The 16,342-nt window shown below is 37.1% G+C and carries 13 protein-coding genes, 1 pseudogene and 1 riboswitch; of the genes and pseudogenes, 6 read left to right on the plus strand and 8 right to left on the minus strand.

Annotated elements, in window-relative coordinates; all coding sequences use genetic code 11:
- Positions 1 to 80: 80 nt before the first annotated feature.
- The 8 genes and pseudogenes from Q0947_RS10255 to thiS form a co-directional block, all read right to left on the minus strand.
- A complete protein-coding gene (locus Q0947_RS10255) occupies positions 81 to 1,148 on the minus strand; it encodes a ThiF family adenylyltransferase (RefSeq protein WP_246924617.1) in 1,068 nt (355 codons plus the stop codon).
- A gap of 1 nt (position 1,149) precedes the next feature.
- Entirely contained in the window at positions 1,150 to 2,271 is a 1,122-nt protein-coding gene (gene thiH, locus Q0947_RS10260) for a 2-iminoacetate synthase ThiH (RefSeq protein WP_299396784.1), read from the minus strand.
- Positions 2,264 to 3,037, minus strand: coding sequence for a thiazole synthase (locus Q0947_RS10265; protein WP_262920777.1), 774 nt, complete (start codon positions 3,035 to 3,037; stop codon positions 2,264 to 2,266). Before Q0947_RS10265 ends, thiH begins: the two co-directional genes overlap by 8 nt.
- The gene (thiE, locus tag Q0947_RS10270) at positions 3,034 to 3,687 is read right to left on the minus strand and encodes a thiamine phosphate synthase (RefSeq protein ID WP_299396789.1); all 654 of its coding nucleotides are present in this window, start codon (positions 3,685 to 3,687) and stop codon (positions 3,034 to 3,036) included. Before thiE ends, Q0947_RS10265 begins: the two co-directional genes overlap by 4 nt.
- Positions 3,684 to 4,451: a hydroxymethylpyrimidine/phosphomethylpyrimidine kinase gene (locus Q0947_RS10275; RefSeq protein WP_299396792.1), complete on the minus strand. Its 768-nt coding sequence runs from the start codon at positions 4,449 to 4,451 to the stop codon at positions 3,684 to 3,686. The genes thiE and Q0947_RS10275 overlap by 4 nt, the downstream gene beginning before the upstream one ends.
- On the minus strand, positions 4,445 to 5,029 hold the full coding sequence (locus tag Q0947_RS10280) for a thiamine phosphate synthase (protein ID WP_299396794.1): 585 nt from the start codon (positions 5,027 to 5,029) through the stop codon (positions 4,445 to 4,447). The genes Q0947_RS10275 and Q0947_RS10280 overlap by 7 nt, the downstream gene beginning before the upstream one ends.
- Before the next feature lie 160 nt (positions 5,030 to 5,189).
- Positions 5,190 to 7,048: pseudogene (gene thiC, locus Q0947_RS10285) on the minus strand (phosphomethylpyrimidine synthase ThiC).
- Between the two features lie 44 nt (positions 7,049 to 7,092).
- The gene (gene thiS, locus Q0947_RS10290) at positions 7,093 to 7,296 is read right to left on the minus strand and encodes a sulfur carrier protein ThiS (protein WP_299396797.1); all 204 of its coding nucleotides are present in this window, start codon (positions 7,294 to 7,296) and stop codon (positions 7,093 to 7,095) included.
- A gap of 119 nt (positions 7,297 to 7,415) precedes the next feature.
- A riboswitch (TPP riboswitch) is annotated at positions 7,416 to 7,512 on the minus strand.
- Positions 7,513 to 7,780: 268 nt separating this feature from the next.
- On the opposite strand from thiS, the gene Q0947_RS10295 reads away from it, so the two are divergent.
- From Q0947_RS10295 to Q0947_RS10320, 6 genes are all read left to right on the plus strand, one after another.
- Complete coding sequence (locus Q0947_RS10295) at positions 7,781 to 8,326, plus strand: sigma-70 family RNA polymerase sigma factor (protein WP_299396800.1); 546 nt, start codon at positions 7,781 to 7,783, stop codon at positions 8,324 to 8,326.
- Between the two features lie 276 nt (positions 8,327 to 8,602).
- Entirely contained in the window at positions 8,603 to 8,743 is a 141-nt protein-coding gene (locus Q0947_RS10300) for a hypothetical protein (protein ID WP_299396802.1), read from the plus strand.
- A 33-nt stretch (positions 8,744 to 8,776) separates the two neighbouring features.
- Positions 8,777 to 12,049 (plus strand): SusC/RagA family TonB-linked outer membrane protein, encoded by a 3,273-nt coding sequence (locus tag Q0947_RS10305; protein WP_299396805.1) that lies wholly within the window; start codon positions 8,777 to 8,779, stop codon positions 12,047 to 12,049.
- Positions 12,050 to 12,059: 10 nt separating this feature from the next.
- Entirely contained in the window at positions 12,060 to 13,493 is a 1,434-nt protein-coding gene (locus Q0947_RS10310; RefSeq protein ID WP_299396808.1) for a SusD/RagB family nutrient-binding outer membrane lipoprotein, read from the plus strand.
- Between the two features lie 15 nt (positions 13,494 to 13,508).
- A complete protein-coding gene (locus Q0947_RS10315; protein ID WP_299396810.1) occupies positions 13,509 to 15,083 on the plus strand; it encodes a calcineurin-like phosphoesterase family protein in 1,575 nt (524 codons plus the stop codon).
- A gap of 68 nt (positions 15,084 to 15,151) precedes the next feature.
- The gene (locus Q0947_RS10320; RefSeq protein WP_299396812.1) at positions 15,152 to 16,054 is read left to right on the plus strand and encodes a glycerophosphodiester phosphodiesterase family protein; all 903 of its coding nucleotides are present in this window, start codon (positions 15,152 to 15,154) and stop codon (positions 16,052 to 16,054) included.
- Positions 16,055 to 16,342: the final 288 nt, after the last annotated feature.

Here is a 16,342-nt window from a genome sequence, read left to right on the forward strand (position 1 = left end):
TCAACATAACTTGCACCTGTTCTTTTTATTGTATGACCTTTTAATTTGCCGCAATTGAACCGATGTCATGTATGGTATAGTTATAAACTTCGACTTTTTAATCCGCCCTGTAAATTTACAAGTGCTAGGTCAAATCTCTTTTCTTTTAGTATTCGAATCGCTAGTTTACTGCGGATTCCAGACTGACAGCATACCAACAACTTCCTATTATCAGGAATTTCATGGCATCTTTCGGATAGTTCATCCAAAGGAATATGAATGCTATCAATAAAATTTGCATCTCGCTCCGTTTGGGTTCTCACATCGAGTAGATTAAAACTTGTCGGGTGTTCTTCATATTCCTGATAACTAATTTCTTTGATATCGTTAGGAATGCCACAAAATGCTTGGTAATCATCTTCCAAAGTTGTGATGTTACTCGATATATTCTTTTCAACAAAAAACAACGTTTGCTTTAAGGACAGCGCATCAAAAGTCAAGAGTTGCCCTGACAATATATTTCCTAGCCCCAAGATTATTTTTAGAACTTCATTGGCCTGTAAACTCCCGATAATTCCAGGTAATACACCTAGCACTCCGATTTCTGAGCAATTTGGAACTTCGTTAATTTTTGGTGGTGTTGGATATAAGCAGCGATAGGTTGGGCCATTTTTAAAGTTAAAAACGGATACTTGCCCCTCAAATTTATGGATAGATCCGAAGACTACTGGTTTGCCCAGCAAAACAGCGGCATCATTAATTAGGTAGCGCGTTGGAAAGTTATCCGTTCCATCAACAATAATATCGTAGTCTGGGAATAATTCAAGAGCATTATCCTTTGTTAATCTTGTTTTATAGGCATAATATTGGATATACGGATTCAACATTTGCAATCGTTCAACTGCAGCTTCTGCTTTGTATTTGCCAATATCTTTATTGGTGTAGAGTATTTGCCGCTGAAGATTGGAGTGTTCAATACTATCATCGTCAACAATGCCAATCGTACCCACGCCTGCTGCTGTCAAATATTGTAAAACAGGACAACTCAATCCGCCGGCACCAATGACCAACACCTTTGCTTGTTTTAATTTTAATTGCCCAGCTTTTCCGACCTCATCAAGACGTAAATGTCTGCTGTACTGCTCTTGTTCTTCTGCGGATAAATTCATTTTAAACTGATTTTGAAAATGTTTCATCCCAATCTTTCCAAATGACTTCATAACCTTGAGATTGTATCATTTGTTTAATATCCTCAGTACTACGTTCATCGGAAATCTCAAACTGTTCTAATGATTCGGGAGCAACAGTGTAACCGCCTGGGTTGGTTTTAGATTCTGCACTTATTGAGGTAATCCCTAATTTGATAATATTGTTTCTAAAGTTGGCGCTTTCGCGAGTGGACATAGACAATTCTACATCCTCATCCAATATGCGATAAGCGCAAATTAATTGCACCAAATCGGCATCTGTCATTTCAACTTTAGGTTGCACATTGCCCTGGTGCGGACGAAGTCTTGGAAATGAAATGGAATATTTTGTCTTCCAATAGGTTTTCTGTAAATATTTTAAATGTAATGCGGTATAAAAACTATCGACTCTCCAGTCTTCCAAACCAAATAACGCTCCGATTCCAATTTTATGAACCCCAGCTTTTCCTAAGCGATCAGGAGTGTCCATCCTATAATCAAAATTTGATTTTTTACCTTTCGGGTGATGTGTTTTGTAAGTGGCTTTATGATAGGTTTCCTGATATACCAATACGCCGTACAAGCCTTCCTCAATAAGTGTTTCATAATCTTCCTGATCTAAAGGTTGCACTTCAATACTAATATTGGAGAAATGTTCTCTAATCAAACTGATCGCATTTTTTAAATAAGAAATACCAACCGTACTATTAGCTTCGCCCGTAACTAAAAGAATATGATCATAACCCAAACCTTTGATGTGGGCTACTTCTTCAAGAATTTCCTTATCTGAAAGCGTTTTCCTCCTTATTTTATTTGTCATACTAAAACCACAGTATGTACAAATATTTTGACATTCGTTTGAAAGATACATAGGGAGATACATTTGAATGGTATTCCCAAAATGCTTTTTTGTGAGCGCTTGACTGCGCTGCGCCATTTGTTCAATAAAGGGTTTAGCAGCCGGAGAGATCAACACTTTAAAATCTTCCAATGTAATCTTATCTTTGGCCAATACCTGCTGAACATCAAGTGACGTCACATTATAGATGTCATTTTCAAGGGTATCCCAATCATATAAATCGAACGTATTTTTAAAACTATGCATTCAAAAAGGATGTTAATGGACTGCTTGCTTCTGCATATTGTTTCTTAGAGGCCAGTTCTGCTTTGTAGGCCATTCTACCAGCTTGAACGGCCAATTTAAAAGCAATCGCCATTTGAATAGGGTTTTGACTGACGGCGATAGCGGTATTTACCAAAACTGCATCTGCACCTAATTCCATAGCGTAGGCTGCGTGCGATGGCGCACCAATACCGGCATCTACGATTACTGGGACATTACTTTGCTCTATAATAATTTCTAAAAAATCGCGAGTCATAATCCCTTTGTTGCTGCCTATTGGAGCCCCTAAAGGCATCACACATTGTGCTCCTACATCTTCCAAACGCTTGCACAAAACCGGATCGGCATGGATATAAGGCATGACAACGAAACCTAATTTTACTAGCTCTTCGGCGGCTTTTAATGTTTCTATAGGATCTGGCAGTAAATATTTGGGATCTGGATGAATTTCTACTTTTATCCAATTAGTTCCCAAGGCTTCCCTGGCCAATTGCGCCGCAAAGACAGCTTCTTTCGCTGTTCTTACGCCAGAGGTATTTGGCAACACATTCATGTGTTTTTCTTTTAGATGCAGCAAGATATCGTCAGACTCATTATCCAGTTCTACTCTTTTTAAGGCCACCGTAACTAATTCGCTTTCTGACGCAACAATAGCCTCTTGCATTGCTTGCGAACTACTGAATTTACCCGTCCCAGTAAATAATCTGGAATTGAAGGTTTTATCGGCTATTTTTAGCACTTCCATCATATTGAAATTTTATTTGTATTCCGCATGTCTTCTTGAAATTTTGAAATTCCTAGAAGCTCTTGAAATAATTTAATTTTAGTGAAATCTTTGGTGATTTCTTCAGAAACCGCAGTACCATATACTCCGGTTTTTATAATTTCAGGAACATCTTTTAAAGTTATTCCTCCAATTGCAATAATGGGAATTTCGATCCTAGTAGATTGTAGTATATATTTATAACCATCCAATCCTAAAATAGGACTTAAATTAGTTTTGGTATTTGTAAATCTAAAAGGTCCCAATCCTATATAATCTACTTTTTTTTCTATTAGCGTCATACAATCGTGGTTGGTATTTGCGGTTCCTCCAATCAGTTGCCAACTATACAAGTGCTTTCTAGCCTCCAAAGGGCACGCATCTGATTTTCCCAAATGCACGCCATCAGCTTTTACCTCTTTCGCTATTTTATAGTGGTCGTTGAGGATGAGTCGGGCGTGATACTGATTGGTGATTTCTCTAACTTCTACTGCTGTTTTTAGGAGCGTTTCAGGCGCTACATTTTTTAGACGCAACTGTACCCAGTCGGCACCTGACCTACATGCATTTGTAATATTATCCAAATGGTCTTTTGGACTATCGCCTTGTGATATGTACTGTAATTTTGATATCATTTTAATACTGTTTTTTGGTGTACACCTAATAGCGTAGGATGAGAGTTCAAAAACTGTTCTGTATATATTTTAGCATTTCTACAAGCATCCTCCAATTCAATTTCTAAAGCAATATTGCTGGCCAAAGCGGAGGAAAAGACGCAACCGCTTCCATGTTTTTCAAAAACCTCAGCTGTATTAGGTGGTATATTAACAACCACAATACTACTGTGATACAGTTCATCCCATCCTTTTTTATCTCTCCTGTGCCCACCTTTCAGATAGACATTTGTCAAATTATTGATGTGGTTAAGTGTTTCTTCAACCGTTAATTCAGGATATAAATTCTGAATTTCATCATAATTAGGCGTTATGATATAACAAAGTTGCCAAATTCTATCCAGCAGACGCTGTTCCTCATTGGAATGAAAATCGAACCCCGCACTTGCCGTAAGAATCGGATCTAATACGACTTTTATTTCAGGGTTTAGAGAATGCAGTTTTTCTAATATAAGCAGTAAAGTTTGCCAAGATTCGATAATTCCTATTTTGACTACATTGATTTCAAATTGCTCAAAGAGGATGTCAATTTGAGCAGTAACAGTATCAGTAGCAACCCAGCTACTAGATTTAAATTTAATATCATTTTGAACGGTGATTGCCGTACAAACTGACAGACTATAAACCCCATGAGCTTCAAATGTTTTGATATCTGAAGTAACCCCCGCACCGCCGCTAGGATCGTGCCCGGCAATGGTTAGTATAAATTTGTGCTTGTTCACCATAGTTTCTTTATGTCTTTAAAAGTTTCCACAGGATGAGCACTGTTCCAAATCCCTCCTAAAACACCCACACCCTTATAACCTAAGGTTTTAAATGATTCGATGTTTCCAGATGTAACCCCGCCCATTCCGATGATGGTTTTATCAATATGATTCACATCAAAACCACGACCTTCATAACCTTCTTTGGATAGCGATGTAAACACGGGACTTAAAAGATGATAATCAAACTCGAAATAGCACTCCTCTATAACCTCAGGTTCATGAAAGGAGGAGCTTATAGTTTTACCATACATTTCCAAGTTTTTAAAATACCGTCCGGGATTGTCTATAGTATCTATCCTCATTTGTTCTTGAAAATGAATGCCCTTTAAATTGAAGGTATTTATTAATTCATGAAAATTGTGCACGACAATTCGGTTATGGTATTTCTTATCTATTTCATTTAAATACGTCACATGCTCGTCATAGTTTTTAAAGGGTTTTCTAAGATGGTACCACTCCAGTCCTTCTTCAAATAATTGATGTAGAATTTCTATTTCGTTAACCGTATCTTTCTCTGGAGCTATTAGAATTATCATAATAGATTATTGTTTTTTTTGTAAAAGTTACTGAAATATGTGTGATATAATGCATCTTCTGAGTTAGCGGTTGAAGTGACATCCTTTTGCTTTTTTTCTGCAAAAGATTTAACGGAAACGCCGACCACACATTGTTTTAAGCGTGGGAACATTCAAATTATTACAAATATACCTCTGAACCTTTATCTTTAAATTCTTGCGATTTTTGATCCATTCCTTTTTGGATGACTTCATTTTCCACAACATTATTATTAGCAGCAAAATTTCGTACTTCATGTGATATTTTCATAGAGCAAAATTTTGGGCCACACATGGAACAGAAGTGGGCTAATTTAGCACCATCTGCCGGTAAGGTTTCATCGTGGTACTCTAGCGCGCGCTCAGGGTCTAGACCTAAATTAAACTGGTCTTCCCATCGAAATTCAAAACGGGCCATACTCAACGCATTATCCCTATGTTGCGCACCTGGATGACCTTTTGCCAAATCAGCAGCATGCGCCGCTATTTTATAGGTTATTACCCCTACCCGTACATCTTCTTTATTGGGTGATCCTAAATGTTCCTTTGGCGTCACGTAGCATAACATGGCACAGCCAAACCAGCCAATCATGGCAGCGCCAATACCTGAAGTGATATGATCGTAACCAGGAGCAATATCGGTAGTCAGTGTTCCTAAAGTGTAGAAAGGCGTTTCGTCACAGACTTCAATTTGCTTCTCCATATTTTCCTTGATCATATGCATGGGCACGTGCCCTGGGCCTGCAATAAAACACTGTACTTCGTGTTTACGGGCCATTTTTGTTAATTCTCCTAAAGTTTCCAATTCGGCAAATTGGGCTTCATCATTGGCATCGGCAATAGAACCAGGCCGTAAGCCATCACCTAATGAGAACGCAACATCGTATTTTTTTAAAATTTCGCAAATATCCTCGAAATGGGTATATAAAAAACTTTCTTTATGATGCGCCAAACACCATTTTGCCATAATAGAACCTCCTCTAGAAACGATTCCTGTGACGCGATTGGCGGTCATGGGCACATAACGCAACAGCACACCAGCATGGATTGTAAAATAATCAACCCCTTGTTCCGCTTGCTCAATCAAGGTGTCGCGAAAAATTTCCCAGGTTAAATCTTCTGCAATGCCATTTACTTTTTCCAAGGCCTGATAAATTGGTACAGTTCCCACAGGCACTGGAGAATTACGGATAATCCACTCTCGGGTTTCATGGATGTTTTGGCCAGTGGACAAATCCATGATATTATCTGCGCCCCATCGACAGGCCCAGACCGCCTTTTCGACTTCTTCTTCAATGGAAGATGTGGTAGCAGAATTACCGATATTGGCGTTTATTTTCACCAAGAAATTTCGTCCCAAAATCATGGGTTCTGATTCTGGATGATTGATATTGGATGGAATAACGGCACGGCCTCTGGCCACTTCATCACGCACAAATTCCGCAGTGATTTTAGCTGGAATCGAGGCCCCAAAGTGTTCTCCTTTGTGTTGCTTTCTAATTTCAGTCATTTCATCAATTCGTTGGTTTTCACGAATGGCGATGTATTCCATTTCTGGCGTAATAATTCCCTTTTTTGCATAATGTAATTGGTTACATTTACTCCCTCTTTTGCGCGCAAAGGTTTTCTCATTAGTGAGAAACGCATATGGTCTAAGCTTGTGTCGTTTAAGCGCTGCTTGGAATAGCTAGAAGAAAATGCCTCTAATTGTTCCACATTATTTCTGTCCAAAATCCATTTCTCACGAATTCTTTCAATACCCTTATGAATATCAATAGCTTTATTTGGATCTGTATAAGGTCCAGAAGTATCATATACAGTTACCGGCTCGTTGGAAGTCATTTTTCCCGTTAAAGAATCTTTTGTATCGCTTAAATATATTTGGCGCATCCCAACTTTGATGTTCGGGTGGATTTTACCTGCGACGTATATTTTTTTAGAATTTGGGAAAGGCTGTCTCGTAATTGTCCCTGGCTTGGGTGCGGTGTCCTTAGTTTTCATAATGCTTTGCTATTAAGTAAGTATGTTAGTATTGAATGAAGTCATTAGCCTCCTTGGGTGGCCTGAATAATTAAAACATTGTCATTTTCATGCAAAGTTTTAGACGCCCAAGAATTTTTTGAAATGATGGTATTATTAACTGCTACAGCTATACCCTCTTGCGGTGATTTTATGTGATGAAGTAATTGAAGAATATTGAAATCGTTTTTGATTTCTATAGATTTATCGTTAACCCGTAATTTGATCATAGTACAGTATATTTTAAATATGCTGTAAAAATTAAAAGGTTTGAGAAAGGATCAATTTGAAATGAAAGTACAGCCTTAGATGGCGTACAATTATAAAAAGCAGGACCACACAATTAGAAGTGTGTTGTGTTACTTTTCCCTTCGCTGGTACTAACCGGATCAGGTTCAAAGGGTTTTTCTCAGTTCTAAAAATTTAGAACACCCCTAAAGTTTACAGGACAAACTTAATGAAATATTTACTTCTACCAAATTATCGTCCTTTTTTTAATCTTGGGATCAAGTAGAAGCTGAATATCGAACAAAATAGCTTTACAGGAAACTAATTCTTAAATCTCCAATTTGGAATTGACCTATCTTTGACATTTCTTTATAAGCGTATCAATTAGATTAATAACCTAAATATTGATCAATTTTAACCTTATCATAATCTTTCAATCCATCACCAACTCTTTATAACATATACATTTGCTGAAAACAACTGGATATGAAAAACAACTACATAAACCTTTCAAATGAGACTCTTCAAAACTCATTAAACAAAGGCGATAAAGATGTTTTTGATGTAATCTATAATCGCTTCTGGAAATCTCTTTATGGTTATGCTTTAAGTTTGTATAATGAGGAAAAAATCTGCGAAGATATCGTTCAAGAAGTTTTAATCAGTCTTTGGGAAAAAAGCGAAACTTTAGAATTAACAAATATAGAAGCTTATCTATTAAGAGCAATTAAGTATAAACTATCTTCACATTTTAGAGGTCTAAAATTTATTTCCAACCAATTAATTACTGACCAAAATATCCCTCAATTAGAATCGTCTGAAAGAAACATGGAGTATAAAGAGTTTGAAAAGAACTTACTTTCAGAAATTGATAAACTTACTCCAAAATGCAAGAACGTTTTTCTTCTGAGTAGATTTGAATTTTTATCGAACAATGAAATCGCTCTAAAACTTAATATCTCTGTGCGTACTGTTGAAAAACATATCAGCGACGCCATAAGAAAATTAAAATCCTCCATACATCTCAATTAAATTCTCCCTAGGTTATGATAATGTTTCTTTTAGGCAAAGTATAGCATTGCAATTTTAAGAAATCATTAACCTCACATTCGTCACTACGTGTTAACCTTCAGAAATGCGACTTGTTATAAAACGAGATCATTTTGAAAGACGAAAGCTTTATTGCCTCAGCAAAAAGACACACAATTATTACTGTCACTTCAAAAGGACCTATTGAATCTTTCTATGAAGCATATCCCCTATGAACTTAAATTGTCAGGAAGAGTGTCAACAAAACTTGGGAATGGAATGAAACTTAAATCTGAAACCGTGTTAGGCCAATTGAAGAATAAAAACCAAAAAACATCACACTATAAGAAAAAATTAAAACCAATACTTATCAACAACCCATTCACTGCTAAAGAGAATAGTACCGCTATTTTAAAGTAGTATTAAACCATTAACTAACGTTAACCGATTGAAATGAACAACAAAATCCTCTTTCTTAAAAGTCAATTATTACAAAAGTCAATTTATATATTATGTTTATTATTTACACTAGGTGCCATAGCTTCACCTTTTAACTCTAACAAAGGTCCTGAATTACTTTATATAACCACATCCACAGGGTTTGCGCAACCAATTAAAAGTCTTGTCGCAAAGGATAAATTAGTTGTCAAAGGTAAAGTCATGGATTCCAACGGTTTTCCTTTGGCAGGAGCAACTGTCGTTGAAAAAGGGACAACCAATGGCACTATAACAGATCTCGACGGTAATTTCCAATTGACGTTGACGGCAGAAAATACCAGTTTAGAAGTTTCTTATATGGGTTTCACAACTAAGACCGTATTAGCGACACCCGGCACTTTAGTTGAAATTACGTTACAAGAAGATATCAATGGTTTAAATGAAGTAGTTGTCACGGCATTAGGGATTAAACGGGAAGAAAAAAGATTAGGATTCTCTCAATCTACCGTTGATAGTGAAAGTTTGGCCCAAACTGCTCCTAATAATTGGTCTTCTGGATTGATAGGGAAAGTGGCTGGTTTGAACATTCTCTCGTCAGGATCTGGACCAATGAACTCGCAACAGATCACCCTTAGAGGTAACAACTCCTTAAACGCGAACGGAAACAATGCCCTTATAGTTGTAGATGGTGTTCCTATAAATAGTGAAATGACCACATCAGGTTCATCCAACGCGTATATTGGAGAAGATTCTCCAATAGATTATGGGAATGGAATTTCAGATCTTAATTTGGATGATATAGAAAACGTAACGGTGTTAAAAGGTCCTGGAGCAACTGCGCTTTACGGAAGTCGTGCTGCCAATGGGGCCTTAATTATCACCACAAAATCTGGCAAAAAATCAAAAGGATTGGGTATCACCTTCAATTCAAGTATCAACTTAGATGTCATTCAACGATGGCCTGATTGGCAGTATAAATATGGACAAGGAACGGGTAAAAGTTTTGATAAAGATGGTAACCCCTATTATTCTTATGGCGCATCAGAAGATGGCAGTAGCACTGGTGGTACTAGTAGTGCTTGGGGCCCAGAATTTAATGGACAGTATTATTACCAATACGACCCTAATTTAGAAGGACAATCTTTAGAGCCTCAATTATGGCAGCCCTATAAAGATAACCGTAAAGACTTCTGGCGTACTGGGATTACAACCACAAATAATATATCCATTCAGGGCGGTAATGAACAAGGTTCTATGCGACTTTCTGTTGGACATTCAAAAAACGAATGGATTATGCCCAATACAGGTTTTGAAAGGGTAACGGCGTCCATTAATGCCAATTATCAAATTTCAGACCATGTAAAAATAGGTTCGGTAGTCAATTACAATAACAGAAGCAGTGATAATTTACCAAGTACAGGATACAATAATGGTTCTATTTCATACTTTATGATTTTTCAGAATCCTAATGTCAATTTAGACTGGTACCGCAATATCTGGAAACAAGGTCAAAATCAAATTCAACAAATCCAACCCTTTAGTTCCTATATAGACAACCCGTATTTAATTGCATACGAGGCAACAAACAGCTTAGCAAGTAATCAAATAGTTGGAAACATTTTTGGTAAAATTCAATTGGCACCCGGGTTAGAATTAATGTTGAGAACTTCATTAAACACCTATTACCAAGAACGGGAACAAAAAAGACCTTATAGCATTAATCGCTACAAACAAGGCTACTATGAAACTCAAGACATTTGGAAACAAGAGGTTAACACTGATTTTTTACTAACTTATGATAATGACCTTGGTGAGCTGTTTTCACTTTCGGCATCAGTAGGCGGAAACTCAATGGACTATAAATACAGGAGAACTGATGCATTTGTTGATGGCTTAGTTGTTCCCAATGTCTATAAACTAGCTAACGGCGTCAATAACCCTTTGGTTCAAACTTATGACAAAAACAAAAAGGGAAACAGTTTATATGGTCTTTTTTCGCTCGGCTTTGATAATAAAATTTTCTTAGATATCACTGGTAGAAATGATTGGTCCAGCACTTTGCCGGCAGAAAACAACTCCTTCTTCTACCCGTCAGCAAATGTGAGTTTTATTATGACTGAAATTTTCAGTCTACCCAAAGCTATTGACTATTTAAAGTACCGTTTCTCTTACGCACAAGTGGGCAACGATACAGATCCCTACAAAACAAGTAAATATTACAGTCAAAATGCATTTCCTAGCTCAGCCTCGGTTTCCACAAATCTATATAATGCCAACTTTAAACCCGAAATCACCACTAGTTATGAGACTGGAATAGAGACACGCCTGTTTGGTAATAAAATTAATTTAGATGCCACGGTATACGAAACCAATACTAAAAACCAAATTATATCTGTGCCCTTAGATATTACTACAGGATATAGTTCTGGAGTACTTAACTCAGGTGAAGTTCGCAATCGTGGCATAGAACTCACATTAGGTGCTAAAATTATTAATAGCGAGAAGTTCGATTGGAAAACCACCCTTACTTGGTCTCGAAATTGGAATTCAGTTATGAAACTTGCTGATGGTATAGACGGTCAACAAGAAATTGGGTCTGGAGGAAATGCAACCTTGTTGGCCAAGGTTGGAGGCACAACAACGGCTATCTATGGTTATGGATTTGTACGTTCTCCTGAAGGTGAGATTGTTTATGATAAAGCTGGACTTCCCGCATACCCTGATGAAATAGAATATATTGGAGATGCAAGTGCAGATTGGAAAGCAGGATTAAACAACAGTTTTAGTTTTGGCAATGTTACTTTTAATGTATTGATCGATGGACAATATGGTGGTATAATTTATTCGCAAACGCACCATAAAAGCGTGCAACAAGGAAAATTGACCTCAACCTATATGGGTCGCGAAGATGGTGTTATCATTGGTGACGGTGTCGTTTTAAATACTGATGGCACTTATACAGCCAATACTAAAGAAGCAATCACTCCAGATTGGTATAACCGTTATTACCGTCGTGCTAATGTAGAGTCGAATTCTTTTGATGCCTCGTTCTTAAAACTTAGAGAATTGAGCTTACAATACAACTTTTCTGCAAAAACATTAAAAAACACTGGTATTTCAGGTTTAAATATTTCTGTATTCGGGAGAAACTTGGCCACTGTTTCAGATTTCCCAATTTACGATCCTGAAACGGCGGCCTTAAATGGTGACACTATTTTACCAGGTATCGAAATGGGACAATTGCCTTCTCCTGCATCATACGGTCTTAACTTAAAAGTAAACTTATAATTCACACAAAATGAAAACATTAAAATATTTAGTTTGTACGCTATTTTGTTTCAACATTATAACATCATGCACAAACAACTTTGCCGAAACTAACGAAGACCCCAATCGCATTAACAAAATCAGTCCTGGAACATTGATCAATCCTATCATATATGGCTTAGCAACCCATAACGTTAACAGAAGCGCCAGTATCACTTTCGATTTAATGCAAGTCTCTGTTCCGTTCCCTAGTGTATCAGGAGGTCTACATCGCTACGACGTTAGTCAAAATATAGGCAATTCATCTTGGTATAATTATTACAAATGGCTTAATAACATTAAAGAAATGCACTTAGCAGCCGTTGAGGTAGAAGACAAAAACTACGAAGCCATCGCTTTAACGCTTAACGCAATGGTCTATGCCAATTTAACAGATTTGTTTGGACCCGTACCAATGACCGAAGCTCTAAATGGTGATGAAGGCAATTTGTATCCCGCTTTTGATACCCAAGAATTTATTTATAAAACCATCTTAGCCGATCTTGAAAAAGCAAATACGCTATACGATACAAGTAAAAAGATGACTTACGCTGATGATATTCTGTTTCAAAATGATGTGAAAAAGTGGCAAAAATTCACAAATTCATTGCACTTGAGATTGTTACTTCGTGTTTCTAACAGAACTGAAATCAACGCCTTTCAGCAAATGACGAACATGATTAATAATCCTGCTGTCTATCCTGTTTTTGAAACTAATGAAGAATCGGCAATTTTACAAGTTACAGGGGTAACACCCAATGTATCCCCCTGGGGAAGACCTCAAGATTTTCGATTGAGTGTAAAAATAGGAGAATTTTTTATTGAGAACCTGAAGACAAATGAAGACCCAAGACTCCCTTTTATTGCCACTACAGCACAAGACAATAACAATGTTAATATAGGTTACAAAGGCATCCCTAGCGGATACGCTGGCCCAGAATCTCAATTTGAATTTAATGCCTCTACATTGAATATTGATCAAGTAGAAAACCCAATGCAAATATTTATCTTAACCTATGCTGAAGTTGAGTTTATCAAAGCCGAATTGGCGCAACGAGGTTATATAGCGGATGCAGAAACGCATTATAACAATGGCGTCACAGCGGCTATAAAACAATTTGATACTGAAGTACCATCAACTTATTTCGATAACCCAGCGGTAAAATATGATGGAACCTTAGCGCAGATCATGCTTCAAAAATACTATGCGCTATACTTTGTTGATTACCAACAATGGTTTGAATACCGCCGTACTGGGCTGCCTGAATTGCCGACTACAGAAGCCATGTTAAACGATAAAGTGATGCCTGCACGCTTCTACTACCCTACCAATGTGCAAATTAATAATGCGGCCAACTATGGTAAAGCGATTGAAATGCTAGGCGGCCCTGATAATATTAACACTACCGTTTGGTGGGATAACTAAAAACATAAAAACACTATGAAAACATCATTTATAATACTATGTGCATCGCTATTAACCATAGGAGCATCTGCGCAAAACAACGTCACTGGTTATGTCTATAATGATCTTAACCAGAACAGCAAAAAAGAACGGAGAGAAAAAGGCATAGATAGCGTTGCCGTCAGCAATGGTGAGCAAGTGGTTTTAACCGATGAAAACGGAAAATATGAACTACCCTTGGGGATAGATAATATCATTTCCATTATAAAACCAGCAGGATATAAGATCACTACAGATGGCAATAATCTTCCGCAGTTCTTCTACAATTATAAACCTCAGGGATCTCCAGAATTAAAATTCAAAGGCGTTTCACCTACAGGAAAACTCCCTAAATCAGTAGATTTTGGATTGGTTAAAACCGTAGAAGCAGACAGCTTCACAGCACTAATTTTTGGCGATCCACAACCCTACACACTTGAAGAAATAGAATTTTTTAAAAAAGGCATTGTTGCAGAAGTTGAAGGAATTAAAGATATTCCCTTCGGAATAAGTTTAGGTGATTTGGTTGGGAACGATCTCAGTTTGTTCAACCCTTATATTGAAGCCATTAAAAAAATCGGAATTCCGTGGTACAATGTTATGGGAAACCATGACCTTAATTTTGATGCTAAAACAGACATGCTAAGCGACGAAACTTACGAGGCGCATTTCGGTCCGGCCAACTATGCCTTTAATTACGGGAAAGTCCACTTTATTGTGCTTGACAATATTTTATATCCAGACCCAAGAGATTCTGAAGGGTATTGGGGCGGATTGCGTGAAGATCAATTGAATTTTATTGCTAATGATTTAAAATATGTTCCAAAAGATCATCTTATCGTTTTGGCTTTTCACATCCCTCTAAGTGAACCTGATGGCGATGCCTTTAGAGATGACGACAGAGCAGATTTATTTCGTTTACTAAAAGAATATCCGCATACCTTATCGCTTTCTGCACACACCCATATTCAAAAACAAAGCTTCTTCACCGAAACCGAAGGCTGGTTAAGAGAAAAACCTCATCATGAATATAATGTAGGCACCACTTCTGGTGATTGGTATTCTGGAAAATTAGACACGTTGGGCATTCCTATTTCAACCATGAGAGATGGCACTCCTAAAGGTTATGCGTTTCTACACTTTGATGGTAACAAATACACTATGGAATACAAAGTAGCTGGGAAGCCTAAAGCGTATCAAATGGAAGTTTTTGCTCCAAAAGTAGTTGCTAAAGATAGACATACACGAGCTGGCATTTATGCCAACTTTTTTATGGGTAACGAAGGAGATTCTGTTATGTACAGCGTTGATAATGGCGACTGGAAACCTATGACCTATGTTCTTGACTATGATCCGGCATACGCTACATTAGTAAATGAATGGGATACCAATACAGAATTAATGCCAGGGCGACGCTCCTCAAACCCCGTTATAAGCACCCATTTATGGCGCGGATCTATCCCTACAAAACTTGATGTTGGCGAGCACCAGATTAAAATTAAAGCCACAGATATGTTTGGAAACGAGCACACCGCAACCAGTTCATACAGATTGGAACATCCTAAAAAATAAAATCGAATCATAAATAGTAAGCGGGTTCAATTCTCAAAAGTTGGACCTGCTTTTTAAATTGTAATCTCATGAAAACACTTTCGGTTCTACTCCTGATTTTTGCATTGAGCTGTAAATCTGATAAAGCTAATAAACCGCCAACAAACATTCCTAATGTTGAAGTACAAGGCCATCGTGGTGAACGTGGCAATTTACCTGAAAATACGATTGAAGGGTTCATTGGTGCACTTCATAAGGGCGTTGATGTTCTTGAACTTGATGTGGTCATCTCTAAAGACCATAAAGTAGTCGTGTCCCATGAACCGTATATGTCGGCCTTGTATATGTCTAAACCTTCAGGTGAAGCCATTTTAAAGACAGAAGAAGAAAATTATAATCTCTATCAAATGGATTACGATAGTATTAAGGCTTTTGATAGTGGCTCAAGAGGAAATGAAAATTTTCCTGACCAACAAAAACTCAAAACATATAAACCGCTATTAAGCGATGTTTTTAGTGCCATTGAAAACGAAATTAACACAAAACATCTATCTACGGTAAAGTATAATATTGAGATAAAGTCAAATGAAGAGGTCTATGGCATTTATCAACCACAACCTGTAGACTTTGTTCAGTTGGTCATGCAGGTCGTTCAAAATAAGCAATTGGAACATCGTATAAATATTCAATCTTTTGATCCTTTCGTATTGAATATAGTACACAAAAACCATCCTACTATTGAAATTGCTTATCTCGTTTCAAAAGCAGGAATTGAAAACAATTTGAAGCTTTTAAACTTTAAACCTCAAATTTATAGTCCAAATTTCAAATTACTTGAAACACAAAAAATTGTAGATTCGATTCAATCTTTACAAATGAAGGTCATTCCGTGGACAGTCAATAACGAAGAAGATATAGAACAAATGTTACTCTTACATGTCGATGGAATTATAACTGATTATCCAGAACGTGTTTTGAAAGCGTTACAATAATTATTATAAAAATTGTTTCATAAGACACGCCGTTTTCATTAGGACAGATAATATCTGAATTTTGATAAGCCAATCTACCTATGAGTTAGTTGTTAACTATTCCATCTAATTGCCGGCGACATTAACCCAATTACTAAAACTAAAAATATTATTTAGAGGCTGTTGCGTCTTTATTATTCAATGGCGGACAGTTTCTCAGTTTTAATAAAGTAATTGTATTGAGGGACGCTCTGGATGGCGCGGAAACCCCCACTGAAAATTGCCTCAATGATCATTACTGCCATTGAC

The organism is uncultured Gelidibacter sp. (assembly GCF_947500795.1).
In the GTDB taxonomy this organism is placed as follows: domain Bacteria; phylum Bacteroidota; class Bacteroidia; order Flavobacteriales; family Flavobacteriaceae; genus Gelidibacter.